We start from the raw sequence: 26,368 nt of genomic DNA, 5'->3' as shown, positions 1-26,368 counted from the left end.
ATTGAGATCCTAAATGAGAACAAAATTATATTTAATTCCGGTGCTATGCTTGATGGCGTTGCTGACAAATTGTAAAAGTGTTGATCAAAGCTTGTCTCTCGATAAGCCGAGTGATCCAATAGCAGTAGATCGGTCTACTTCCTGTACTTCGGTACAGGAAGCCGGTCTGTTTCAGACTTTTTATAAGCCACAAGAAGGATTTGTCGGAGATCCCATGCCGTATTACAATGCCGATGATAAAAATTATTATTTGTTTTATCTCTACGAAAATGCCAATCGCCATCCGATTCAGGTGACCAAAACCAGCGATTACGCCACATTTGATGGTTTTACAGAAGTATTGCCTGCTGGGGTTATGGGAAGTCAGGATGAATGGATAGGAACAGGCAGCTTTATTAAAAAGGATCAGACCTATTTTTGTTTTTATACGGGGCATAATGGCAACCTGAATCCGGCCGAAAAAGTGATGATCGCGACTTCGACAGATTTACTGAACTGGACAAAGCAGTCCGCCTGGACAATACAGGCCGCTCCGGGTTATGACCAAAACAATTTTCGGGATCCTCATGTCTATTGGGACGAAACTCGCGGCAGTTATGTGATGTTGGTGACGACGCGTAAGGATGGCAAGGGTGCTATTGCACGATATATATCTGCAGATCTGAATAATTGGTCTAGTATAACACCCATTGTAGCGACAGATGCACAAGCTGTAGGGATGTATCAGATTGAAACGGATGCAGAAATACTGGAGTGTCCAGATCTATTTAAAATGGGTGACAAATGGTATTTAACATTCTCCCGGATCAACCGGGACGCGCATCGCAAGACTTTTTACCGCATTGCTGATTCACCCGATGGCCCCTGGAAAATATGTAGAGATGACAACGGCCATCATGAAACTTTTGATGGCTTATACCTCTATGCTGGCAAGACAGCCAGTGATGGAACAGCGCGCTACCTATCGGGTTGGTGCTCTACAGGGCAGACCATCAATAGTAATAATGAACTGCCCTGGTCTGGAAGTTTAATTACGCACAGGCTGCTGCAGGGGCCGACAGGGAGGTTATATCCGGTTATTCCCGATGCTGTGGACAATAAGTTTAATAAGGAGCTGTTGTTTGAAAAACTGAATGCCGTTGGAAATGTTTCAGAAAATAATAAAACATATCGTATAACAGCGCAGTCCAATCGGAGGAGCTATGCACAATTCAACCGGAACAAAACCGCTGTTAAAATATCAATGACGATAGATGCTTCGCAATCTGAACACTTTGGATTCACTTTTGGTGCTTGTGACAATCCTTCTGAGTTGTATAGTATTGCCTTCGACCTAACTTCTGCAAATCGCTGGGGCATGCCTTCGCTCTTTATGCATCGGGAACTCAGTCTTGTGGGAACAGCTGGAAAAACAGAACTTAACTTTACGCCGTTGATCATACCTGCCGATAAACGTTTTGACGTAAAAATTGTCATCGAAAAATCTATCTGTGTGGTCTATGTTAATAATAATGTCGCTTTTACCAATCGTATTTATAAAATGGAGCATAATCCATGGACGATTTATGCTGATCAGGGTACCATTAAAGTCAATACGATGAAAGTCGAGAAATCATAAGAATTATCACTATTTTATGGACAGACATAAATAACCTAAAATGATATAAACTAAATGAGCTATGAATAGAATAAAGAAATATGGAACTATGCTGCTTCTTGCAGGTATAACGAGTACAGCATTCGCGCAAGTTGGTTCGAAAGAAATAAAAGATACAGAGGAAAAATACCGCCCGATCTACCATTTTGCGCCCAAGCAGGGCTGGATGAACGACCCGAATGGCATGGTATATATCAACGGGAATTATCACCTCTTTTTTCAGCATAACCCCGAGAAACCAGTCTGGGGGCCTATGCATTGGGGGCATGCGACCAGCAAAGATCTGCTTCATTGGGATGAAAAAAAGATTGCCTTATATCCGGATAGTTTAGGAACTATTTTCTCGGGAAGTGCTGTAATTGATCAGGATAATACAGCCGGTTTTGGAAAAGGTGCGATGGTCGCTATTTTTACCCATCATAATCATCAGGAAGAGGATCGGAAAACAGGATTACATGAAAATCAAAGTTTGGCGTATAGTCTGGATGAGGGTGCTACCTGGACAAAGTATAAGGGGAATCCAGTGCTGCCTAATCCGGGAATATGGGATTTCAGAGATCCAAAAGTAATGTGGCATGCGCATAGTCAGCGTTGGATCATGACTTTAGCAACCAAGGATTGCATTACTTTCTATTCATCTAAAAACTTAAAGGAATGGAATAAGGAAAGCGAATTTGGTAAGGAGGTGGGTGCACATGGCGGAGTCTGGGAATGTCCTGACCTTATCTCAATGAAATACAAAGGCGAGACGAAATGGGCTCTATTGGTGAGCATAAATCCTGGAGGACCCAATGGGGGGTCGGTAACGCAATATTTTGTCGGTGATTTTGATGGAAAGCAATTCAAAGCTGACGATACAGCAATTAAATGGTTAGACTGGGGACCGGATAACTATGCTGGTGTAACCTGGAGCAATATAGGCGATAGACCTCTGATGATTGGTTGGATGAGCAATTGGCAATATGCTAATGAGGTGCCTACGACAGGATGGCGTTCCTCAACAACCATACCCCGTGTTTTATCCTTGGAAAAAGTTGGACAGTCTTTCTACGTCGCGAGTACTGTGCCCAAAGAAATTGAAACTGCATTTCGGCCTTTAAAAAAATACCATGACGTCGGGGCGAAAGAAGTTTCATTCGAGGAACACCTCCCACAAGCGTATCGTTTGGACCTCAAGACCTTGAAGCAGCAGGCTTTTAAAGTGATCTTATCGAATGAATCTGGTGACGAAGTGGTCATTGGTTATCGTGAAGACCAAAATGCATATTACATCGATCGTGCTAAGTCCGGCAAAGTGTCTTTCAATTCGGAATTCGCTAAAACGGCTTTGGCGCAACGCCTACTGAATAATGGAACTTTGTCTTTTAGCTTGTATGTTGATGTGAGCTCTGTGGAGCTTTTTGCAGATGGCGGACTGACGGTAATGACCAGCTTATTTTTTCCGAATAAGCCAATAACGAAGATTCGTATCGTCGGGGATAAAAAGCTGGAATTTCAAGAGTTAAGCATTGCTGAGTTTAAAAAATAAGCGCTGGTTTTGTGCGATTAAAGCGATCCTTTGTCATGACAAGGATCGCTTTATTCCATGCTTTACTTGATCGTATTGTCCGGATGCAAGTGTGCTGGCATTAGTGTCGGGAAGGTCCACGCAAAATGATTTTTTTTGTAGACCATTGGACGATAAATCGAGAGGTACGAATCAAATTCAGGTGTATGATAAATATCCTTCATGGCTTCAAATAGATTGGAAGGCCAGACTCCTGCTGTCCTGTCCGGAGTGTCAACATCAGGATTCTTAAACCAGGGCCATGCTGTTGGATGTTGATTGTAATAAAATAAGTAGTCTATAGCCCGCTTGATTGATTTTCCATCCTTCGTTGCTGCAAAAAGGTTTTCTCCGGTGGCGTTGTATATGCACCACATGGAGGCTGTCAATGGAGCCAAAGAAAAGTACGTATACCATAAACCTTTCTCGCCCCGTTTTACTTCTTCAATAAGATGGCCATCCGCTGCGATCTTTTCAAAAAGATCAGCCTTGATTAAGGCTACTGTAAAAGAAAGCTCTTTTTGGTCATCAAGAAAATTTGCCGAAAGTAGATTAGCAAATCTTGCCCAATCCGCAATATTATTTGGTCTTTCGCGCAAGAAATGTGTCGCTTTTTGATAGACCTTGACAGTCCAGGTTTTGAAATGATCATGGTCGTCCTTCGTCCAAAGAGGATCGTTTTTAAGTAATTCAGCCGCGATCATTAATCCGGCACCAGCATAAGAAAGTACAACGGGTCCGTCAAAATCAGAATATTTTTTATTGATTGTGGCCCAGGAGTTGATGAAATATAGGGCCTTGGATGCATATTTCTGCTCACCGTTTATTGTATAGGCTAAGGCGGTACAATAGGCCGCAAAAGCATCCGCATGGAGTTTTTTTGCCATGGCACGCTGGCCTTCTTTATCGCTGTAGAAGCCCGGTACGCTAAAATCTTCGACAGCATGATGGTCGGTCAATAAAAGGGAGTCGGCCAGCATAATCAACTGCTTGTATGCAGTATACACCGGTTCGGACTTTTTGCTGATTTGGGATTTGACATCATTGATCTGGGGAATTGGATGCATTAAGGATTGGGCATGCCCATGTGAAGGTGAGATAAACAGGCCCGCTAGGAACAAAGTCAATCCCATTTTTAAAAATTGGGCAGTTCGGACATAGAGGCCAGAAAATAAATAGATGAAATTTTGCATGGTTTTAAATCGATACGTTTATGGATTGATTACGCAGCTATGGGGGGGATTAGCTGCTGCAAATTAAGAAAAAAATACCACAAGTTTACTGGGATTCAGAAATTTGATTTGAATTATTGCAGCGAAGTAATTAACTTCATGCCTAGAATAATCAATTATGGACATCGATGAAAATCTGCTTGAGAAGGAACTCTTGTGCCAACTCCATCATGGAGATATGCAGGCCTTTGATATTTTGTATCATCGCTATAGCCAGATTATTTACGCCAATATTCTTAAGTTTCTAAAAGATGAAACTAGCGCTGAAGATTTACTTCAGGATGTTTTTCTACGTATTTGGGAAAATAGGTCAAAGATAGATCCTGAGCAATCTTTCGCAGCATTTCTGTTTACCTGTTCGCGTAATATTACTTTTAATTTCAAACGAAGGCTGAAATTGGAGATGGAATCTGAGATCCAGCTCGCCTATGGGGCATCGGAATCCGAGAATACCATTGATAAAGTGCTGGATTCAAAGGAGGCCATGGCCTTGGTAGAAGACTTGTTGAGCAGATTGCCCAAACAACGCCAAAAAATATTCAGGCTATCTAAGCTGGAAGGTAAAAGCTATCAGGAGATTGCAGAAGAAATGGGTATTTCTATTGCTACTGTTCGTGACCATATTGTCAAGGCAAATAAGTTTATCCGAAGCGGTGCAATGCAGGACAATGGTTTCTCAGCTTTGTTACTGCTTCTGCTTCTCCATTCTGCGCAGTAAAAAAAAATTTTTCTAGAGCAGACCTTTATTCCACGCTGTGTGTATTTACTTTAAAAATACACATAGCGTGGAGACCAATAAATCTAAAATAGACCAATTACTTCAAAAATATAAAGAAGGGAACTGTTCGCTTGAGGAGATCGAATGGCTACAGCACGCGCTTTCTACTGCTGATATCCATGATCAGGATGCCATCGACCAAGCCATAGTCGCTAATTTACTGCAGCCTTCTTCTGTAGAGAAAATGAGCCAATCCAGGCAGAAAATAATGCTTGAAAACATCAAAGAGCAAATTCAGCGGGGGACCGAAGATAGCGATGAGATATCGGATATGGATGCAGAAAGTATGTCGCCGATGCAAAAGAAAACCATATTTTCTATACGATGGCCCTACTGGACTGCTGCGGCTTGTCTACTGCTCTTTGTTTTTTCAATGGTATTCCAGCGGCAGCAGACGAGTCCTGTTCACGTGGATAGCAACCTGGCTGGGATACAGGATACAAGGAAGGATATCGTACAGCCTGGCGGAAACCGTGCAACACTTCGTTTGGCGGACGGTACACTTCTGGAGCTCGATAAACATGCATCTGGGATTGTTATGGGCGAAAGTATTACTTACGAAAATGGGAAATCTATTGCTGCCGCCACATTAGGTAAACAGGGGATGACAGTAGATCCGAGCAAGGTTATGTTGGAGTTAACCACACCGCTGGGCGGGATGTACCAGATTACTTTACCTGACGGTACAAAAGTGTGGCTCAATGCGGCCTCTTCTTTAAAATACCCGATGAGCTTTGCCAAAAATGAACGAAGAGTTATCCTGCTGGGCGAAGCTTTTTTTGAGGTGACCAAAGATAGTTCACGACCTTTCAAAGTGCTGAGTAAAGGACAGGAAATTGAGGTGCTTGGGACTGCGTTTAATGTAAATGCTTATCCGGAAAATACGGCGATTAAAACAACCTTAATCACAGGTAAGGTCAAATTATCAAACGATAATCGCGCTTCACAGGCGATATACCTTCAACCCGGTCAGCAATCGATTAATACTAATAGTGGAAATATACAAGTTGCAAATGTAGATACGGCGCCGTTCACAGCCTGGAAAGATGGCTTGTTTTATTTTGACGAAACACCGCTGTCGGATGCATTGCAGCAGATTGGGCGCTGGTATAATGTAGAAGTGAGTTACAAAGCCGAAGTGCCGCAAACGCATTTCTATGGTCGTATAAAACGAAGCAAGCCACTCCGGGAAGTACTCGAAGTATTGGAAGAAGGTGGGGTACATTTTGAGTTGAGCAAAAGTCAGGAAAAAAATATCTTATTGGTGACACCATTGCAATAAAACCTTAAATATTGATGAAAAAAGAAATGACTATAGACTCCTCTTGAGCTGGGGAAAGGTATAAGCAACTCAAAAAGGGCAGTGCTGGGGGGCACTGCCTTAAATTGGATGCATATACTTACAAGTGTTGCCCGAGGGCAAATTTTTGATAACCATTTATAAATAAATACAAACCGTACAAACATATGATTTTTTATCCATTTGTTAGGCTACACCCGTGGAGTTTAACTTTACGAAGTATACTGATTATGAAATTGATCGTACTCATTTCCTTGCTGACCACCATGCAACTGTTTGCTGAGGGAAATGCGCAGACCATAAACTTAACCGCTAAGCATGTGACCTTAAATCAGGTAATGCGCGATATCCAAAAACAAAGCGGGTTTAATTTTTTCTTAAATGGCAAGTCCTTGGCCCAGACTCGTTTATCTGTCAATATACAACATGCCAAATTGGAAGATGCGCTAAATGCCATTGTAACACCACTGAATCTAGAGTGGGTCAAAAAAGACGAGGTAATCGTGATAAAACCCAAAAGAAAGCTACTAAATACCGACCGCAAAGAAATTCTACAGCGGAGCATTGGCGGTAAAGTCGTGAATGGTAAGGGACAGGCTGTCGTAGGAGCCACTATTATGGTGAAAGGAACCAATATTTCCACGATCACGGACCAAGAGGGAAGGTTCACCATTCAGTTGCCTGCGACGAATGACATCTTAGTATTTTCGAATGTGGGCTACCAGCGTTTGGAAAAAAGTGTCACTGGAAATGACGAATTAAGTATTGTGCTTCAGGAGGAGGTGAACGGTCTGGACGAGGTTGTGGTTGTGGGGTACGGAAGCCAGAAACGCGCAAATGTGATTGGCGCTGTATCAACCGTGAGTGGAAGTTCAGTGGAAAACCGGTCAACGTCCACGCTCACGTCTTCCTTGGCTGGACTCGCGGCCGGCGTGAATGTACAGACCACAACAGGAAAACCGGGGGCAGACGGCGCTAATATCCTTATTCGTGGAAAGGGAACACTAAACAATACGTCACCCTTGGTGGTGATCGATGGTATCGTAGGTTCCATGGATGCTGTCAATCCCAACGATGTGGAATCGATTTCGATTTTAAAAGACGCGGCGACGGCAGCAATTTATGGATCCTTGGGTTCGAATGGCGTTATTTTAATTACGACAAAAAAAGGTGCCAAAGGGAAAAATAATGTGTCCTATACGGGCATGATTTCGATGCTTCGACCCAATAATGTGCCCGAATTTATTACCGATTATGCGCAGCATATGCGCCTTGTCAATGAAGGTTTCAAGAATTTGGGACAGGCTGCTGTTTATACCGATGCAACGATCAATCTCTGGGAAGAAGCGAAGAGAAATCCGACGGGGTTAACCGAATTTGGTATTCCCAATGAAGTTGCTTATCCGAATACCAATTGGGGCGATGTGCTTTTTGGACAACGCAAACTTTTACAAAACCACAATCTTTCCTTAAATGGTGGCAATGAGCATACACAATACCTCTTTTCAGTAGGCTATTTCAACAATCCCGGGACGATGCCCGAAACTGGTGCGGACAAGATCCGGATGCGTATAAACTTACAGTCGAAAGTTGCCAAGTTTTTGACTGTAGGCACCCAGACCTTTGGCGATATGCAGAATTTGAGTGTGGCTGATGTGGTCACTGCATATTCCTACCTGACCCAAACGGTGCCCGGAGTTTATCCTTATTACAATGGCGCTTATGGTTTTCCGGCTGCCGCCGAAGAATCGGCAACCGCAAACAATGCCCTAGCTTTTCTAAATGGAATGGGAGGGAAGAACCAGGTCAACCGATTCAACACCACAATATTTGCAAAGTTAAATTTAATGAAGGGGTTGGAGTTTGAATCTAAGGTAAATTACAATTATGCGTATACCGAAACCAACTCCCATCAGGTGCCTTATGAAAAATGGAATTTTGCAACCAACAAATTGAGTACAGCAGCGCTTTCGTCGGGACAAATTACAACCCAATATGGCCTTACCAAGAGCTACAATGTGATTATTGATAATGTATTACGTTATTCAGGATCTTTTGGTAAACACGACGTTGGCGGTATCTTGGGCTATAACGAACAGTATTTTAACCAATATAATATAGGAGCGGCTAAACTGGGACTTGTACATCCCGACTTGACGACATTTAATTCGGCAACAACAATGAGTTCTATCACAGGTGATGAGCTAGACTACGGTTTACGTTCCTTTTTTGGTCGCGCCAATTATGCTTACGATAATAAATACCTGGCCGAAGCGGTGTTACGGTACGATGGATCATCACGCTTCGGAACCGCCAAGCGCTGGGGCTTCTTTCCGGCCTTCTCCGCAGGATGGCGTATTTCGGAGGAATCGTTTATGCGTCCACTTAAGTCTTTTCTGAATGATTTGCGGATAAGGGCCTCCTGGGGGAAAACCGGAAATAATGCATCTCCGGGTAATTACGATCATCTTCCGTCGTATGGTGCTGTAAATTACTCATTCAATAATCAGGCCGTCCGTGGTTTGGCGCAGACCAAATTAGGAAATGATCTGTTACACTGGGAAACGACCACCACGACAAATGTTGGCTTTACAGCGACAGCATTGAAAAATAAATTGACAGTCGAGTTTGACGCCTATCGCGCTTACACGGATGGAATTTTATATGTCCCGACCATTCCAGCGACAACAGGGACTGCTACAGCAGCAACGATGAATATTGCTGAAGTCAGCAAACGGGGAATTGAATTGACCCTGGGATACCAAGATAAAATTAACGATTTTAAATATGGCGTATCAGCCAACTTTGCCTATAATACCAATCGGGTAGAAAAATATAAAGGAGCATTGTCGGAGGGTTATGTAACTGATGCCGCCGGTAATCGGGTTTATCAGTCAAATATCGGCATGGTTTCCAATGGTGTAAACCAACGGATTCTGGAAGGGCACGAAATCAATGAATTCTACTTGTATAATGTGTACAGAGGATCAGGAAACCATTTTCTAACGGATGGTTCCGTTGATAAAAATGGCGGACCGCGCGATGGTATGATCCGTACCGAACAGGATATGGCCTGGTTAAAGGCCATGGTGGCCGCGGGTTATTCATTCCAGCCTGCCGATGGTATAGATCCTACCAAGATTTGGTATGGTGATTTGATTTATTCCGATATGAACGGAGATGGTATTTATGGGAATGTGTATGACCAAAAGTTTATGGGCAAAAGGGCAACACCGGCATTCAATTATGGCCTTAGTATCAATATGGCCTATAAAGGATTTGATGCGTCAATGATCTGGTCGGCTTCTTCAGGCATGTCGTATTATTGGAATGAACTTTATCTCAATTCATCCATCGTCGCCCAAGGTAAGTCCGTACCGGCATTGGTCGCTAACGACCATTATTATTATAATGCCGCGAATCCCTCGGATCCCAACAATCGGATAGATGGTTATTACCCACGCTTAAAAGGCGTGACTGACGCACAGAATGGACGTACCAGCGATTATTACCTGTATAATGCTTCTTTTGTGAAACTGAGAAATCTTCAGTTGGGCTACACCCTTCCTGAAAGCTTAGCGAGCCGTTTCTCGATCGCTAAACTCCGGATTTATTTAGCTGGCGAAAACTTGCTGACATGGACCAAGTTCCCGGGACTGGATCCGGAAATTGGGCCGGCAAGCAACGATCCATCGTTGATCAACTCTTCTGTTGTAAACTACCCAACGATGCGCCAATATTCACTTGGTCTAAATCTTACCTTTTAATCCGAATGAGAACAATGAAAAAGATGAAAAAAATTCTGGCGATTGTATTGCTAACAAGTATAGTGGGGTGTAAAAAAGATCTTTTGGATACCTCTCCATATTCATCGGTCTCCACTGCAACGATGTGGACAACCGATAATTTAACAGATTTGGGCGTTGCGGGGATCTATAGTTCCTTTCGACTCTTAATGGGGCATAGCGGACTGATCTCACCTTATGAACTCTATCAGTTTGACCGTTTCTCCTATACTGGGCAAGCACGTTTTGATGAACCCCTATTAACGGGTACCATCACTGCTGGCGATCCCTTATTTATGAATGTCTGGAAGATCCAATACGAAGGTATTCAGCGGGCAAACGATGCTTTGAAAAATATTCCCATAAAGTCGCCTTCAACAGCAGAAAAAAAAGCGAAATATATAGCCGAAGCTAAATTTCTACGCGCTTACTTTTACTTTCGACTCAATCAACTCTATAAAGGAGTACCTATTTATCTTGAGCCTTTTACGGCGGCCGAGGCCATCAAAGGGCGTAGTTCTGAAGAAGAGGTCTGGAATCAAATATTGGCTGACTTGAACGATTGTATTGCGGAAACTAATTTTCCGGATCGTTATCCCGCGGGCAATGCGAATTACGGACATGCAACAAAGGCAGCGGCTTATGCCTTGCGGGGTAAAGTTTATCTCTATCGAAAAGATTGGGCAAAGGCTGCCGCTGATTTTCAAAAAGTAAAAGATGCTGGCCATACACTCTTCGGCGATTATAAAGCTTTGTTTAAGGAAGCCAATGAGCAATGTCCTGAGATGATTTTTTCCATTCAGCATCGGAGTGAGTCAGGCTATGGAAATAATATGCAATTGTTTTGCGGTTGGCCCTCAGTCTATTCAAGGGGCTGGAATTATTACATGCCTTCACCACATTTGGTCGATCTCTATGAAAATACTGACGGTTCTAAATTTGAATGGGATAAAATCATTCCCGGATACAGTAGTTTAACTGAAAATGAACGGGAAGTTTTTTTTCTACGCAACAACCTCACGGAGGCTGAGAAGGCTGCAGCGGCGTTGAGAGGAGCAAAGATGAGCCTATACCTGCCACAAGGTAACGAGGAGCGTATCAAAAAAGCTTATGAAAATCGTGATCCTCGTTTGCAGGCCAATGTGGTGACACCCTATTCGACTTTTAGGGGCGCCTATAATTTTACCAATGTGGAAAGCCTTCAGTTTATGCGCTGGCCGTTTCGTGGACAGGCACAGGCAGATGGCGATATTCAGAGTGATACACAGATCAATTTCTTTTATTTCTACCGAAAATTTGTTGCGGAAGGAGTCAATGAGATCGTGGATCGTAACTATGGCCCCATTGATTTTCCGATTTTTCGCTATGCCGACGTATTGCTGATGTGGGCTGAAGCATTAAATGAAGATGGGAAATTGAATGAGGCTATTGCAAAAGTCAACGAAGTACGGCAACGGGCTGGTGTCGCGCTGTTAAATTCAAATACTGCAACGGCTGTTGGGGGGAAGGATGACTTACGGCTGCGTATTCGCAATGAACGTCGTGTGGAGTTCCCGAATGAAGGAATCAATTACTTCGACGAACTGCGCTGGGGAACCTGGAAAGAGAAGGTGTTTCAAGCAGGGAATGGACGTAAGCAGGTTTGGGGAACAAATGTTGGGAATTACAGCTATAAGGGTGATTTCTTGCCTGTATGGCCTATTCCTACCTCCGAAATACAGATGAACGTGAACTTGGTGCAGAATCCGGGGTGGATCGACTAGTTTTTGTAAAATAAAACCGGGGAGTGGGGCTATTTGGAGCTATCCCCGGTTTCATGTAAAATAAACCTAAATATGATTGTTTTTAAATATAACCTATACGTTATTTATTTTTTGACCTTTTTTTATCCTTTTCTTCTGCATGCAGATACAAGTGATATCGTAAAAAAAGGATTCGATTTAGCCGAACGACAGTATGCATTACTGTATCAAGATCATAAGGACATGAGTAAGTATCCACGTTCGGCAGATCGCAACGGGAAAACAACTTTTACGGATATCCGAGATTGGACCGGCGGTTTTTGGCCGGGCTGTCTCTGGTATGTTTTTGACTATACCGGTGACGATAAATGGCGGGACGTAGCATTAAAATGGACGAATTCATTACGTCAAAATCAATTCAATACCAATCACCACGATATTGGTTTTGTCATGAATTGTAGTTATGGAAATGCTTATCGGCTTACTGGAGATACAACTTTCAAAGCGATTTTAATTCAGAGTGCTAAATCGCTGCTGACACGTTTTAACCCCAAGGTAGGTGCTATTAAATCATGGGATGTATTTCCTTCCTGGGACGGTAAACATACCTATGAGTTTCCTGTCATTATTGACAATATGATGAACCTGGAGCTTCTTTTTCTGGCCTCCAAATTGTCCGGGGATCCCATTTACCGTAATGCTGCCATTCGGCATGCGGAGACAACGCTAAAAAACCAATATCGTCCAGATTTTAGCTCTTATCATGTCGTTGCCTATGACCCCAACACAGGCGCTGTATTGAGCAAAGAGACCGCGCAAGGTTTTTCGGACAATTCCGCTTGGGCTAGAGGGCAAGCCTGGGGATTGTATGGGTTTGTTGTGATGTACCGTGAAACGAAGGATCCTAAGTTTTTACAGGCTGCACAAAAAATGGCTGAGTTTTATATAAAGCATCCGCGCCTGCCTCAAGATAAGGTGCCACAATGGGATTTCGATGTAAATCAAGCTGGATTTGTCCCAAACTGGAATTATCGCAAAGCAGATTTTGAGACTATTCCACGGGATGCGTCGGCAGCGGCGGTCACTGCTTCGGCATTGCTGGAACTGGTTGACTATATCGAAACTGGACAACAGCAGGAATATTTGGATGTGGCCAAGATAATCTTGCGCTCATTGGGTTCGCCAAAGTACTCCAGTGAGGTTGGAGCAAATGGCCTATTTGTCTTGAAGCATAGTGTGGGCAGTATTCCGCATAAAGGGGAGATCGATGTACCCTTGGTATATGCAGACTATTATTATTTAGAAGCATTGATGCGTTGGAACAAGCGAAGCCACCGGCTTACGCAATTGATGAAGGAATGGCAGGAGATGAATAGACAGAAGACAAGAGCATTAAAAGATTTTCAGCAGCAGAAATTTGGCCTATTTATCCATTGGGGGCTGTATGCTATTCCGGCAGGGATATGGAATGGGCAAAAAATGGAAGATTTGGGTAGCCCGAGCGTTGCCGAATGGATTCAACTGGTTGCAAAAATTCCTCGGTCTACCTATGCCAAATTAGCGGATCAATTCTCCCCGCAATCTTTTGATGCCGATAAAATTGTTAAAATGGCTAAGGATGCAGGGATGAAGTATCTTGTTGTGACGAGCAAACATCACGACGGATTTGCCCTCTATGGTTCAATGGTTAGTTCATTCAATAGTGAGCAGGCTACGCCCTTTAAACGCGATATCATTCAGGAACTTTATGATGCTTGTCTTCGGCATAAACTTGATTTTGGTGTTTATTACTCCCATAATATTGATTGGAAAGACGGCAGTGACGCGCAATATGCCGTTACGAAAGCACAGCATGATATGCTCAACAAAAAAACTGATGCCTTTGGGGCAAACCTTTGGGACCCCAGTACCAATTCCTTTGCTTCCTATCTGAATAAAAAAGCAATTCCGCAGGTGAAGGAAATCTTACAGCGTTTCAAAAAATTAAAATATATCTGGTTCGACATGCCCGGATTGATGACTGCCGAACAGAGCTTTCGCTTTTACAAAACAGTGTATGACCTCAATCCGAATATCATTGTCTCCGAACGGATCGGTAATGGGATGGGCGATTATGCCATTCCGGGCGATAATCGGATTCCCGATCCTTCGGAACGTTTTACCAAACCTTGGGAAGCAATCGGGACATTCAACCATTCCTGGGGCTATAAATCTTATGATCATGATTGGAAAGATGTGGATGAATTACGGTATTGGCTCTTGGAAATTGTCAGCAAAGGGGGTAATTATATGCTCAATATTGGTCCCGACGCACAAGGAAATGTAGCCACACCAGTAAAGAAAAATCTTGCTATCTTAGGGAAATGGTTGCGGCTCAATGCTGAAGCTGTTTATGGGACATCGCCTTGGACCATCGCACACGAGGGACCGACAATAATTCGGATAACAGACACCGAACAACGGGAAAAAGAGGGATTTAAAGCAGCATTTACTGCCTCGGATTTTTGGTTTACACAAAAGAAAGATTTTGTCTATGCCATGGCTCTTGTAGTACCCAAAGATGGAATCGTCAAGGTACAGTCCCTGAACCAAAATAAGGCTAAAGTGAAATCCGTGGAAATTTTAGGGTTTGGTCGAATCGATTTCCAACAGGATAACCATGGACTGCAATTGAAATTACCCAAGAAGATACAAAACAGCAGCTTGGGCTATGCACTAAAAATAAAACTAGGCTAATCCAGCTATTAGCTTTATCAATTATAACGATGTTGAATTTATTATTAAAAACAAAAAAAATACGCTTTTTGCCATTTTTGCTCTGCTTTAGTATATGGTATGGGCAAGCTATTGGGCAGAAAAAAACGGATATTTTTAGCTGGGACGATGGGCAAAAAGTGCTCTTTTTGGGCAATAGCATTACCTACGCTGGGCAATACGTCGCTATGACCGAAAGTCTGCTGCTGAGCAGTCGCCCGAAAGGGAAACCTCAGTTTATTAATTCGGGCCTACCAAGTGAGACCGTTTCTGGACTCAGCGAACCGAATCATGCTGATGGAAAATTTCCACGCCCCTGTCTATTTGATCGTTTGGACAACGTGATTGATAAAATCAAGCCTGATGTTGTTTTCGTCTGTTATGGTATGAATGACGGCATTTATCTTCCTTTTGATTCCGCCCGTTTTGAAGCTTATAAAGATGGAATTATTCGTTTGCACAAATGCTTGGTTGATCAGGGCGTCAAACGCATGATATGGATGACACCCCCAGTACATGATGATCCGCAGCTTCGGCTCGATGGCTACAATAAAGTATTGGATCGCTATGCCGAATGGCTTATCGGCTATGCAAAAATGCAGTCCTGGGAAATCATAGACCTCCATTTTCGCATGCGTCGTTACTTGGAAGCTAGGATCGAGAAAGACGCTCAGTTTAAGCTGGCCGCAGATGGGGTGCACCCTGGAGAGTTGGGGCATTGGCTAATGGCTAAGGAAATTGTACAGCAGCTGATGCCTGATTTCCCGATTGAAAGCACATGGGATGACAATTTGCGCAATCAGCCAAAACTTCGCCAGTTATATACGCTTGTTTTGAAAAGGCAGACGATGATGAAAGACGCATGGCTGACCTATACAGGCCATAAACGACCAGGACTATCCAAGGGAATTCCAATGGAAGATGCAAGCAAAGCATATGCTGCTATTCAGGATGAAATTAAAGCCTTGGGTTTCTGATCGGCGATAGCTTGCCCTCCGAATAAGTGAACTTTTATGTATAAATCTATATCATGATGAAAATCAATTTTTTTAAGTGGAAGTGTGCAGCCGCAGTGGGAATGTTGCTGTGCATGAATGAAGGCGCAATTTCACAGACCAAGTCGCCACCTTATGAAGGTGCGGCTGGTTGGCAAGAGACTCAAGATAAGCGCATGGAATGGTTTAAGGAAGCCCGTTTTGGACTATTTATCCATTGGGGCTTATACAGTGCAGCAGGAGGTTCTTTTGAGGGAAAGCAATATCCACAACATTATGCCGAATGGATTCAGACTTGGGGTAAAATTCCTAGTAAGCAGTATGCTGAAGTGCTGAAACCAAAATTTGCATTACGTTCTTTTGATCCACGCTCCTGGGCGCGTCTTGCGAAAAAAACGGGCATGAAGTATATGGTGCTGACCTCCCGACACCACGAAGGTTTTAGTCTATTCAATAGCCAACAGCCTTTTGCCCTGAACAATGACGTAACGGGTACGGCAAATTTATCGCCAAAGGGAAGGGATCTTTACCGCGAAATTATGGAAGCTTTCCGCCGGGAGGGAATGAAGGTAGGTGCTTATTATTCGCTGTTGGATTGGCAGCATCCTGATTCTTATGAGGCATTTCAGTTAAACCCGAATACGAATAACCACCAGCCTGATCATGAGCGCTATAAAGCCTATCTGTATGGTCAAATTAAAGAGCTTGCCCAACATTATGGGCGCTTGGATATGTTATGGCCCGATTTCAGTAGCAAACAGCATGAAGGCGAAGCCTGGGGCACAAAAAATATTTTAACCGACCTGATCAAATGGCAGCCCAACATTATTATCAATAATCGATTTTGGAATGGACTTGAAAATAAAAACGGTGATATCGGAACTCCGGAGAAATATATTCCACCGACAGGTCTACCTGGCATGTATTGGGAGGTGAGCCACACCATGAATGAAAGTTACGGTTACAGTGCTCACGATCAAAACTGGAAAAGCTTTCCCAAGATCATGCAATTATTTGTAGAAACGGTAAGTAAAGGCGGAAATTTTCTGTTGAATGTCGGTCCGGATGGAGATGGAGCAATTCCCGAACCTGCGGTGCGGATTATGGAACAGATCGGTGATTGGATGAAGATCAATAGTGAAGCGATATACGGAACAACGGCCAGTCCTTTTCAGGCCTTGGATTGGGGCTATTGCACTCAAAAGAACGGTAAATTATACCTGCATGTCTTCGACCGCCCTGCCAGTGGAAAAATAGATCTGCCTATCAAAAACCGGGTGACAGCTGCTTATACTTTGGCTTCACCCAAAACAAAAATAAAACCAGCTTCGGAGAATGGAAAACCTGTAATTCCTGTCGATACCTTTGATAAAGGTAAAGGCCCGAAAGTTATTGTTGTTGAAATAGAGGGAAAACCAATTGTAGAGGAAAGTCTGACCCAGACACAGGCAGATGGGCGTATTGTAATGAACGCAAATAATGCAAAACTACAGGAAGGGGAGGGGTTGAAAATAATTGGTGCACATACCCATGATCCCAATCGTCCAAACGCTATCGGCCAATGGAAAGATCTTGAGGACAGGGTATTTTGGGATATCAAAATTCAAAAACCCGGTAAGTATAAGGTGCTCATTAATTACCTGCCCAACAATAAACATCGAGGAAAAATTATGCTCTCGATGCTCGGTCAGCAACTTCCATGGGAATTTATAACTGAACAAGAAAATAAATTTAAGGAAATGAGTATGGGAATCATAGAGGTATCTCAGCAAGTGATTGGCGAGCCCAGTACAAAAGTGATTTTGCAAGCTACTTCCATCGAAGGCGACACTCTGCCCGAGATTGCGTCAATTACCTTGGTTCCGATTCAAGAATAAACTATCTTTAGGAAAACCTGAACAAATCATTTATAGCTAAATCATTTTGCAGTCAAAAGCCTAAAAAGTTGTCGGTAAAGACGAACAGAAAATAAATTATAAACAAAGAATGAAAAGAAGAGAATTTATAGCCAAGGGGATTGTATCCTCTTTGGCTTTTACCATTGTTCCTCGCGTTGTGTTGGGCGGAAATGGATTCCTTGCACCAAGCGATCGTATCAATCTTGGATTCATTGGTGTAGGAAAACAATCCTATACCTTAATGAATGGCCTCAATCGTTGTAAGGAAATCGCCAGTTTGGCTGCCTGTGATGTAGATCGTAACAAATTGGCCGCATTTATTGCTGCAACAACAAAAAAACAAACGGAACTGTCAAAGGCACAGACCGATCTCAAGGCGTATCAGCATTATCGGGAACTGTTGAATAGAAAAGATATTGATGCCGTCGTCATTGCAACGCCAGATCATTGGCATGCACAGATTGCGGTCGATGCCGCTAAAGCTGGCAAAGATATTTATTGCGAGAAGCCCCTGGCGCTCACCATTGCAGAGGGGCGGGCAATGGTCGATGCAACCCGAAAATATAAACGTGTATTTCAAACAGGCAGCATGCAGCGCTCATCGTACAATTTTAGACAGGCGGCAGAATTAGTTCTCAACGGTTATATCGGTAAAATAAAAGAAATCAACGTATCTGTTGGCGAGCCGGTCAAGCAATGTGATCTTCCATCCATGCCAGCTCCAGATTATCTCGACTGGGATATGTGGGTTGGGCCTTCACCTTATAGGGGATATAACCCAATCTTAAGTCCGCCATTGGAAGATGATAAATGGGCATGGTGGCGCGGCTATCGCGATTTTGGCGGTGGTTATATCACGGATTGGGGAGCGCATATGTTTGACATCGTCCAATGGGCATTGGGTATGGATGAATCTGGCCCAGTTCGGTTTTATCCACCGAAACAACCCAATAGCACTACGGGACTTTCCTTTAGCTACGCAAATGGTGTTAAGGTAAATCATGTGCAATGGGGAGTACATAATGCGATTCAGTTTATTGGTGAAAAAGGAAAGATTGAGGTGAGTCGGGAGTTTATCCGTTCAAACCCGGAAAACCTGGCAAATCTCAAATTAACAGCTGCTGATCGCCGTCTGTATTATAGTGATAATCACTATCAGGACTGGATCGACGCGATCAAAAAAAGGAGTAAGCCGATTTGTGACGTGGAGGTCGGACATCGCACAAGCTCTGTCTGCAACGCCATTAACATAGCGTATGAACTACAGAAAGACCTGAAATGGAACCCACAGAAAGAACAGTTTGACAACGAATACGCCAACCTCATGCGCAGTCGTCCATATCGCGGCGAATGGGATTTTAAAAAGTTCTAGTAAAGAAAATGGGCGATTAATTGTAAACAGGCTTAGCAAAATACGCTAAGCCTGTTAAGCACCCGCTCACAATTTTTGATCAAATAGTGGGGAAAGATTCGTGCCTGCTTCCTACCTTATTCGGATGCGATACAGATATGGTACAGCTATTGACTAGATATTGACCAGACCCTGAACAGGAATTACTTGGCCAACTTTCGATCAATAGCCGTAGCAAGATTCTCCACATCCGAAGGTGGTACGAACACAATACGAAGACAACGCGAAGACAGCATTAGCGCTGTCGACACAAAAGGCCATATAAAACAAGTTTTTCTGTTAACGGAAAGCGGATGAAAGCAAGCATATTGGAATGATCGTTTACACGATTTGATCACTAGATTGCTTTTCTTATCGGGAGATAAAAAAAAACATGGCCCGCTGATTTAAAACAAAGAGGACAAAAAGAAAATTTGCTATTCTGGTCAGATAATTGCTTTATTTGTACCCAACAATTATTAAATACGAAAAGCAAAGGGAATCCAATATGTCTCAATTAACAATAGTAGATCTGGCCAAACGATTGGGCTTGTCAAAATCGACCGTTTCCCGCGCATTCAGGGATAACGTGGATATTAATCCGGCGACGAAAGCACGTATTTTGGCCATGGCCGAAGAAATCGGTTTTTCGCCGAATGTTTATGCGAGTAGCCTGAAAGCGAACAAAAGCCTGACTATTGCGATTATTATTCCCGAATTTGGTAATAAGTTTTTCTCCCAGGCGATCAAAGGCATAGAAGCTGTGGCGCGATCCAAGGGCTACCACACCCTGATTTATGTGACCGACCATCAAGTGCAAAATGAAGCTTCCATCGTGCGTTCGCTAGCGAATGGGCGCGTGGATGGCGTTATCATTTCGGCTTCGGGTGAAGGGAAAGACCATTCGCATTTGCAACTGTTGGCAGAACGGGGAATACCCGTTATGTTTTTTGACCGTGCTTATGACGATTGGAAAGGCGGATATATCACGGGTAATGACTTTGATTCCGCTTACCTCGCAACAAAGCATTTGATCAATAATGCATGCAAGCGGATTGCTTACTTAGCGATTAACCCAAATGTTTCCATTGGTAAAGTACGTAAAGATGGATACGAAAAAGCTTTGCAGGAAGCCGGGATGCCCATCAGGCCGGAGCTTATATTGGATACGGTCAATGATGCTGAACAAAATATGAAGGATATTGCAGGCTTGATCGAACAGGAGAAACCTGATGCCATATTTGCCTCGGTAGAGCGTCTCGCCATTTCAAGTATACGAGTCGCCAAGCGGCACGCAATTCGAATTCCTGAAGATCTCAAAATCATTTGTTTTTCTTGTCTGGATATTGCCGATCTGATTGATCCAGCACTCAGTGTGGTGAAGCAACCTGCTTATGAAATGGGCGAATTAGTAACAAAATACCTATTGGATAAGATGGAGGATCCAACTAATGATAAGTTTGCTAATTCGGTTTACCTTAATTCCCAGCTTATTTTTCAAAAATCTAGCCTCAGATAAGAAAAAAAATATTTGTTTTTTGCAATCCCATTATTTAGATTTGAATACTTTCGGGAACATTCCCGAAAGTATTCAAATAATCAATTTGTATAAAATATTGGATAAGGGAATCCAAAAAATCGCAATAAGCGATTTCTTTTTACCTTGATTTCGGGAACGTTCCCATTATCAGATTCCAATTAAAACTAATTATCGATGGGGAAGCATATCACTCGTTTAATAGGGTATCTCTGGATGATCGTCCTATTATCATCATGTGCAAATAAAAAAGATATCGTTGATATTGAACAGCCGCCTGTGAATGAGCAGCAAGAAGCTGGTCTCGTCAATCTGTCTTCTCCATTTCTTTTCTGGGATAGGGAAGTTACCTTGCAATTTGATCTTTCCAAAGGAAATGCCGCTTTAAAAGGCAGTTCAGCAGATTTGTACCTACATGCTGGATTGATTTCCGTCAATGGGGGCAATTGGCAGCATGTCGTGACAGACTGGTCAAAGAATGATAACGCTTACAAATTAAAATTTATAGCTTCCGGGCTCTATTCATTTACATTAACCCCCTCTAAATTTTTTAACCTGAGCAATGCTGATCGATTTGGTCAGCTGGCATTTTTGGTACGCAATGGCGACGGATCGCTGGTTCAACGAAACCAAAATAATTCGGATCTATTTTTACCTCTTGTGGCGAGCAATACACAAGCAATTCGTTTTGTGTCCCCAACGCTGCAACCCACAAATCCGATCTCCACAGAGAAAATGTACACTGTTGGTGAAAATCTAAAGCTGAAGGTTCAGGCAACCCAGTCGGGAAAAATCAGCATCTGGGACAATGGCCTGCAAATCTCGGCATCTAGCGGGGCACAGTCGTTGGAAAAGTCCTTCAGCTTGGAAAGCGGTGGACTGCATGAACTTGAAGCGCGTCTTGAAACTGGCGGCAAGGTAGCGACGACTAAAATAGAATTATTTGTACAGGCAAAACCAGCCATTGCAGCGCTTCCAGGAGGAGTTAATCCTAATGGGACGACGGTCAATAAGGAAAAAGGCCAAGTCAGCTTTGCATTGGCAGCACCTTTAAAAAACAGTGTGTATTTATTGGGAGATTTCAACGGCTACAAAGCCTCGCCGGCCTATGCGATGAGCCAGACACCGGATGGTAAAACTTGGTGGATCACGGTATCGAATCTGGATTTCTCCAAAAAATATACTTATCAGTTTTTGGTGGATGGCCAATTGTATATCGCTGATCCCTATGCCGAACTGATTCTCGATCCGCAAAATGATCCGGCGTTGGATTTGGCAAGCACTGTACTACCAGCTTATCCCGCAGCTGCACATGGAATAGTTGGGGTATTGGATCTCCCAGCCAAGCCTTATTCCTGGAAAAACAGCTCCTTTACTAAACCTGCACAAGGTGATTTGGTGATTTATGAACTGTTGGTCCGTGATTTTGTCAAACAGCATCAGTATACTGTACTGAAAGACTCTTTGACTTATTTAAAGCGCTTAGGGGTCAATGCCGTTGAACTGATGCCTATACAGGAATCTGAGGGCAATTCAACCTGGGGCTACAACCCATCTTTTCATCGGGCACTGGACAAGTATTATGGATCAAAGAATGACCTGAAAGCCTATGTGGACGCTTGTCACGAAAATGGTATTGCCGTTATCCTGGACGTTGTTTTTAATCATGCCTTTGGTCAATCTCCGCTCGTACAGCTTTATATGGAACAGGGAAATGTTGCTGCTAATAATCCTTGGTTTAATACGGTTGCTAAACATCCGTTCAATGTAGGTTTCGACTTTAACCATGAAAGTAGCTATACCCAAACTTTTGTCAAGGATGCTTTGAGTTATTGGATGCAAGAGTACAAAATTGATGGTTTTCGTTTTGATCTCTCGAAAGGCTTTACACAGAAAAATTCGGGCACATTGGAGACTGATCTGTCGGCCTGGAATGCCTATGATGCATCGCGTGTTGCGATTTTGAAGCAATATCAACAGCATATTCGTAGCATAGATCCTTCCTGCTATATTATTCTTGAACATCTGGGTGGAGATCAGGAAGAAATCGAGCTAGCGCAATCCGGAATGATGCTCTGGAACAATATGAATGCTGTATTCAACGAAGCAGCAATGGGCTGGAATGCAAATAATGGATCGGATCTGAGCCGATTGTTTGCCTCCAGTCACGGTATGGCACAGCCCTCTTTTGTATCCTATATGGAAAGTCACGACGAACAGCGGCTGTTGTTCAAGTGCTTGAACTATGGAAACGCAGCAGGTAGCTATAATATTAAGAATCTCGGTACTGCACTAAAACGTATGGAACTGGCGGCGCTATTTTTATTGGCTTCGCCTGGACCTAAGATGATTTGGCAGTTTGGTGAATACGGCTATGATGTATCTATTGACGAAAATGGTCGAACTGGGGAAAAACCGCTTCTATGGAATTATCTGCAACAAGACGAACGTAGACAGCTCTTTGAGACTTATGCGAAACTCACGCGTTTTAAAACGCGAAATAACATCTTTCAAAATGGAAATATCGTTGCTGCGGCAGTAAAAGATGCGGTGAAATATTTTCTATTGGAAAAGGATGGGCAACAAGTGGGCGTATTGGGCAATTTCGGGGTGGAAAGTGCGGAGTTTGTATTACCACAAGCATTACAGGGACTTTGGGTAGACAATTTTACGGGGAAGGAGCTTAGCTGGTCCGCTCAGACAAAATTGAGCCTTTTGCCCGGGCAATACCAATTGATAAGCAAAACAAAACTAAATAAATAAACAGTTATTTTATGAACAAACAGCTATTACGTCCATTTTGGGCCCTGAACATGCTACTTGGAGTAAGTGCTTCGGCATTTGCCCAGCAGGCTACGCTTCGAGGGCGAGTAATGGACCAGAAAGGCAGTTCCTTGGTAGGTGCTACAGTGCGCTTTGAGGATATCCAAAAATCGCTGTCTACCAACGCGAATGGGGACTTTAGCTTGGATAGACTGCAAATGGGGAAATTGCGTCTGAAGGTGAGTATGGTCGGTTATGCCTCCCTTGATACCTTGATTCAGGTAAAAGACGGTAGTAACCCCTTGAACTTATACCTTAAATCCAATGAAAGTGAGTTGGAGGAAGTCGTGGTGATCGGTTACGGTACGCAAAAGAAAAGTGAACTGACCGGCTCAATCAGTACCGTTACGGCCAAGGATTTTCAGAAAGGACAGATTTCCTCCCCCGAGCAATTAATTATGGGGAAGGTACCTGGAGTACAGATTACCACAAGTGGCGGGCAGCCCGGAGCAGGGAGTACAATTCGTATCCGTACAGGCGCCTCATTGAATGCGAGCAACGATCCACTGATCGTCGTAGATGGAGTACCTTTAGCCGGTGGATCGGTATCAGGGATAGCAAACCCGCTGAGCTTAATCAACCCCAATGATATTGAGACGTTCACCATTCTGAAAGATGCTAACGCGACAGCTATCTATGGTTCGCGTGCATCCAATGGGGTTATCCTGATTACAACAAAAAAAGGTAGCCGTTCGGGAACGCAGATCAATTTTTCTACACAGAATTCACTCGCAACAGTAGCCAATAAAGTGAAGTTGCTCAATGCGGATCAGATTCGGGACTATGTTAATGCGAATGGTTCTGATGCCATGAAAAAACTGCTGGGAACTGCCAATACCGATTGGCAGGATGTAATCTATGGTAACGCCTTTACTACGGACAACAACGTTAACATTGCTTCTAAAGCAGGCAATATGCCTTATCGTGTCTCTGCGGGATATATGAACCAGGACGGTGTGCTGAAGAATGATAACCTAAAGCGGACAACAGCGGCATTGGCTTTGACCCCGAAATTTTTGGATAATCATCTTTCATTGGACGTAAATGTACGCGGCACTTGGTCGAAGTCGAAATTTGCAACACAGGATGCTATCGGAACAGCAATTCAATTTGATCCGACACAATCGGTCTATGTAGAGGACAAGAACAGCTTTGGGGGATACTACGAGTGGATCCAAGGTGGGAAGCCTAATCCGAACGCGCCACGCAACCCACTTGCATTGCTGGATTTACGCAAAGATAATGGCGATGTTTTCAGAAGCATCGGAAATGCAAAGGTGGATTATAGTTTTCATTTTCTTCCGGAATTACATGCCAACTTGAATGTTGGTTATGATCTGGCACGGTCCAAGGGGAATACATTTACGCCAGCGATTGCGGCCCGTAATTTTAATGAGGGCGGTGAGCGTACAGAATATAAAACCGACATCAACAACAAAACGCTGGAGTTCTATCTGAAATATGATAAAGAATTACCGGCAATAAAAAGTAATATAGACGCGACAGTCGGCTATGGCTATTATAAAAATAGCACAAAATCATATAATTTTGCCCGTACCAATGAAGCTGGGGAGGTCTTAACCTCGGTAAACTTGCCTTTTGACCGGCCTGAAAATCTACTGATATCCTATTACGGTCGTCTGATCTATACCTACGATAACCGCTATGTGCTTTCAGGGACACTACGTACCGATGGTTCTTCACGCTTTAGTCAGGACAACCGCTGGGGCTATTTTCCTTCTGTAGGTTTTACATGGCGCGCAAAAAATGAGAGTTTCCTAAAAGATCAACAGACGATCTCTGATTTAAAATTGCGTCTGAGCTACGGCAAGACAGGACAACAGGATGGTATTGCCAACTATTCCTATATGCCAAATTATACCATAGGTGGTGACCAGTCAATGTACCGTTTTGGAAATGAATATTATTACCTGTACTCGCCAGTCGTTTACGATGGTGATATCCGCTGGGAAAGTACTTCAACCTACAATGCGGGCATTGACTTTGGTTTTCATAACAATACGGTCTATGGTAGTGTGGATTACTACTCCAAAAAGACCAAGGATCTCCTGAGTACTATACCAATTGCTGTTGGATCTAACTTTAGCAATTTTCTGCTCACCAATGTCGGCAATATGGAAAATCAGGGGCTGGAGGTCAACCTGCATGTAGTACCCGTCAAATCCGAACATTCCACACTGGATTTTGGAATTAACTTTACCTACAACCACAGTAAGGTGACCAACTTGACCTTATCAGATGATCCGAATTTTATAATTGAAACCGGCGGAATCCGTGGTGGAACCGGAAATAATATACAGGCACATATGGTCGGTTATACCCCCTATAGCTTTAGGCCCTTTCAACAGGTCTATGATGAAGCGGGGAAACCGGTAGAAGGTCTGTATGTGGACCGTAATGGTGATGGAGTCATCAGCGACAGCGACCGTTATATGTATAAGTCTCCATTGCCAAAATACTTACTGGGCTTCACCGCTGCATATTCCTATAAAAAATGGTCGGCAACAACAACCTTAAGGGCTAATTTGGATAACTACGTCTATGACAACGTTTCGTCAAACTTTGGCAGCAGCTATAATGTGATCGACCAGGCTTCCTTGGTGATCAATAATGCACCGGTGGATTTTCTGAACAGCAACTTCAAGGAAAAACAGCTGCAAAGTGATTATTACATCAAAAATGCTTCTTTCCTGAAGATGGATAATTTCAATGTGTCCTACCAGTTTGGTCAATTTTTACGGAACAGCAAGGCTAATCTATCGATTTCAGCAACAGTACAGAATGTATTTACCGTATCCAAGTACAAGGGGGTGGATCCTGAAATTTCAAATGGTATCGACGACCGTTTCTATCCACGGCCACGTACCTATGTTTTGGGGATCAATGTCAATTTTTAGGAAGGTGAATCTG

Annotated in this window: 14 protein-coding genes; 13 read left to right on the top strand and 1 reads right to left on the bottom strand. The window is 43.2% G+C overall.

Features of this window, described 5'->3' with window-relative positions; genetic code table 11:
* The first annotated feature begins 13 nt into the window (after window positions 1-13).
* Entirely contained in the window at window positions 14-1,618 is a 1,605-nt protein-coding gene (locus ABTV71_RS21080; protein ID WP_433900944.1) for a glycoside hydrolase domain-containing protein, read from the top strand.
* 61 nt (window positions 1,619-1,679) lie between these two features.
* A complete protein-coding gene (locus ABTV71_RS21075; protein WP_433900943.1) occupies window positions 1,680-3,185 on the top strand; it encodes a glycoside hydrolase family 32 protein in 1,506 nt (501 codons plus the stop codon).
* Window positions 3,186-3,247: 62 nt separating this feature from the next.
* Here ABTV71_RS21075 and ABTV71_RS21070 read toward each other — a convergent pair whose 3' ends face one another.
* Complete coding sequence (locus tag ABTV71_RS21070; RefSeq protein WP_433900942.1) at window positions 3,248-4,396, bottom strand: alginate lyase family protein; 1,149 nt, start codon at window positions 4,394-4,396, stop codon at window positions 3,248-3,250.
* Between the two features lie 157 nt (window positions 4,397-4,553).
* Here ABTV71_RS21070 and ABTV71_RS21065 point away from each other — a divergent pair, with 157 nt between their 5' ends.
* From ABTV71_RS21065 to ABTV71_RS21015, 11 genes are all read left to right on the top strand, one after another.
* Window positions 4,554-5,153, top strand: a complete 600-nt coding sequence (locus ABTV71_RS21065; protein WP_121122397.1) for an RNA polymerase sigma-70 factor — start codon at window positions 4,554-4,556, stop codon at window positions 5,151-5,153.
* Between the two features lie 67 nt (window positions 5,154-5,220).
* Window positions 5,221-6,495 carry a FecR family protein gene (locus ABTV71_RS21060; RefSeq protein WP_433900941.1) on the top strand — a complete coding sequence of 425 codons (1,275 nt, stop codon included), beginning with the start codon at window positions 5,221-5,223 and terminating at the stop codon, window positions 6,493-6,495.
* 248 nt (window positions 6,496-6,743) lie between these two features.
* A complete protein-coding gene (locus tag ABTV71_RS21055; protein WP_433900940.1) occupies window positions 6,744-10,280 on the top strand; it encodes a SusC/RagA family TonB-linked outer membrane protein in 3,537 nt (1,178 codons plus the stop codon).
* 23 nt (window positions 10,281-10,303) lie between these two features.
* Complete coding sequence (locus tag ABTV71_RS21050; protein ID WP_433900939.1) at window positions 10,304-12,061, top strand: RagB/SusD family nutrient uptake outer membrane protein; 1,758 nt, start codon at window positions 10,304-10,306, stop codon at window positions 12,059-12,061.
* 72 nt (window positions 12,062-12,133) lie between these two features.
* Window positions 12,134-14,776 carry an alpha-L-fucosidase gene (locus ABTV71_RS21045; protein ID WP_433900938.1) on the top strand — a complete coding sequence of 881 codons (2,643 nt, stop codon included), beginning with the start codon at window positions 12,134-12,136 and terminating at the stop codon, window positions 14,774-14,776.
* A gap of 29 nt (window positions 14,777-14,805) precedes the next feature.
* Window positions 14,806-15,771: an SGNH/GDSL hydrolase family protein gene (locus tag ABTV71_RS21040; protein WP_433900937.1), complete on the top strand. Its 966-nt coding sequence runs from the start codon at window positions 14,806-14,808 to the stop codon at window positions 15,769-15,771.
* Between the two features lie 53 nt (window positions 15,772-15,824).
* Window positions 15,825-17,666: an alpha-L-fucosidase gene (locus tag ABTV71_RS21035; protein ID WP_433900936.1), complete on the top strand. Its 1,842-nt coding sequence runs from the start codon at window positions 15,825-15,827 to the stop codon at window positions 17,664-17,666.
* A gap of 109 nt (window positions 17,667-17,775) precedes the next feature.
* Entirely contained in the window at window positions 17,776-19,059 is a 1,284-nt protein-coding gene (locus tag ABTV71_RS21030) for a Gfo/Idh/MocA family protein (protein ID WP_433900935.1), read from the top strand.
* A 526-nt stretch (window positions 19,060-19,585) separates the two neighbouring features.
* Window positions 19,586-20,596, top strand: a complete 1,011-nt coding sequence (locus tag ABTV71_RS21025; protein WP_433900934.1) for a LacI family DNA-binding transcriptional regulator — start codon at window positions 19,586-19,588, stop codon at window positions 20,594-20,596.
* Between the two features lie 195 nt (window positions 20,597-20,791).
* The gene (locus tag ABTV71_RS21020; RefSeq protein ID WP_433900933.1) at window positions 20,792-23,377 is read left to right on the top strand and encodes an alpha-amylase family glycosyl hydrolase; all 2,586 of its coding nucleotides are present in this window, start codon (window positions 20,792-20,794) and stop codon (window positions 23,375-23,377) included.
* 11 nt (window positions 23,378-23,388) lie between these two features.
* Window positions 23,389-26,355, top strand: coding sequence for a SusC/RagA family TonB-linked outer membrane protein (locus ABTV71_RS21015; RefSeq protein WP_433900932.1), 2,967 nt, complete (start codon window positions 23,389-23,391; stop codon window positions 26,353-26,355).
* Window positions 26,356-26,368: the final 13 nt, after the last annotated feature.

This window comes from Sphingobacterium puteale (genome assembly GCF_050986225.1).
Taxonomy (GTDB): Bacteria; Bacteroidota; Bacteroidia; order Sphingobacteriales; family Sphingobacteriaceae; genus Sphingobacterium; species Sphingobacterium puteale.
This window is presented reverse-complemented; position numbering and strand designations above follow the sequence as displayed.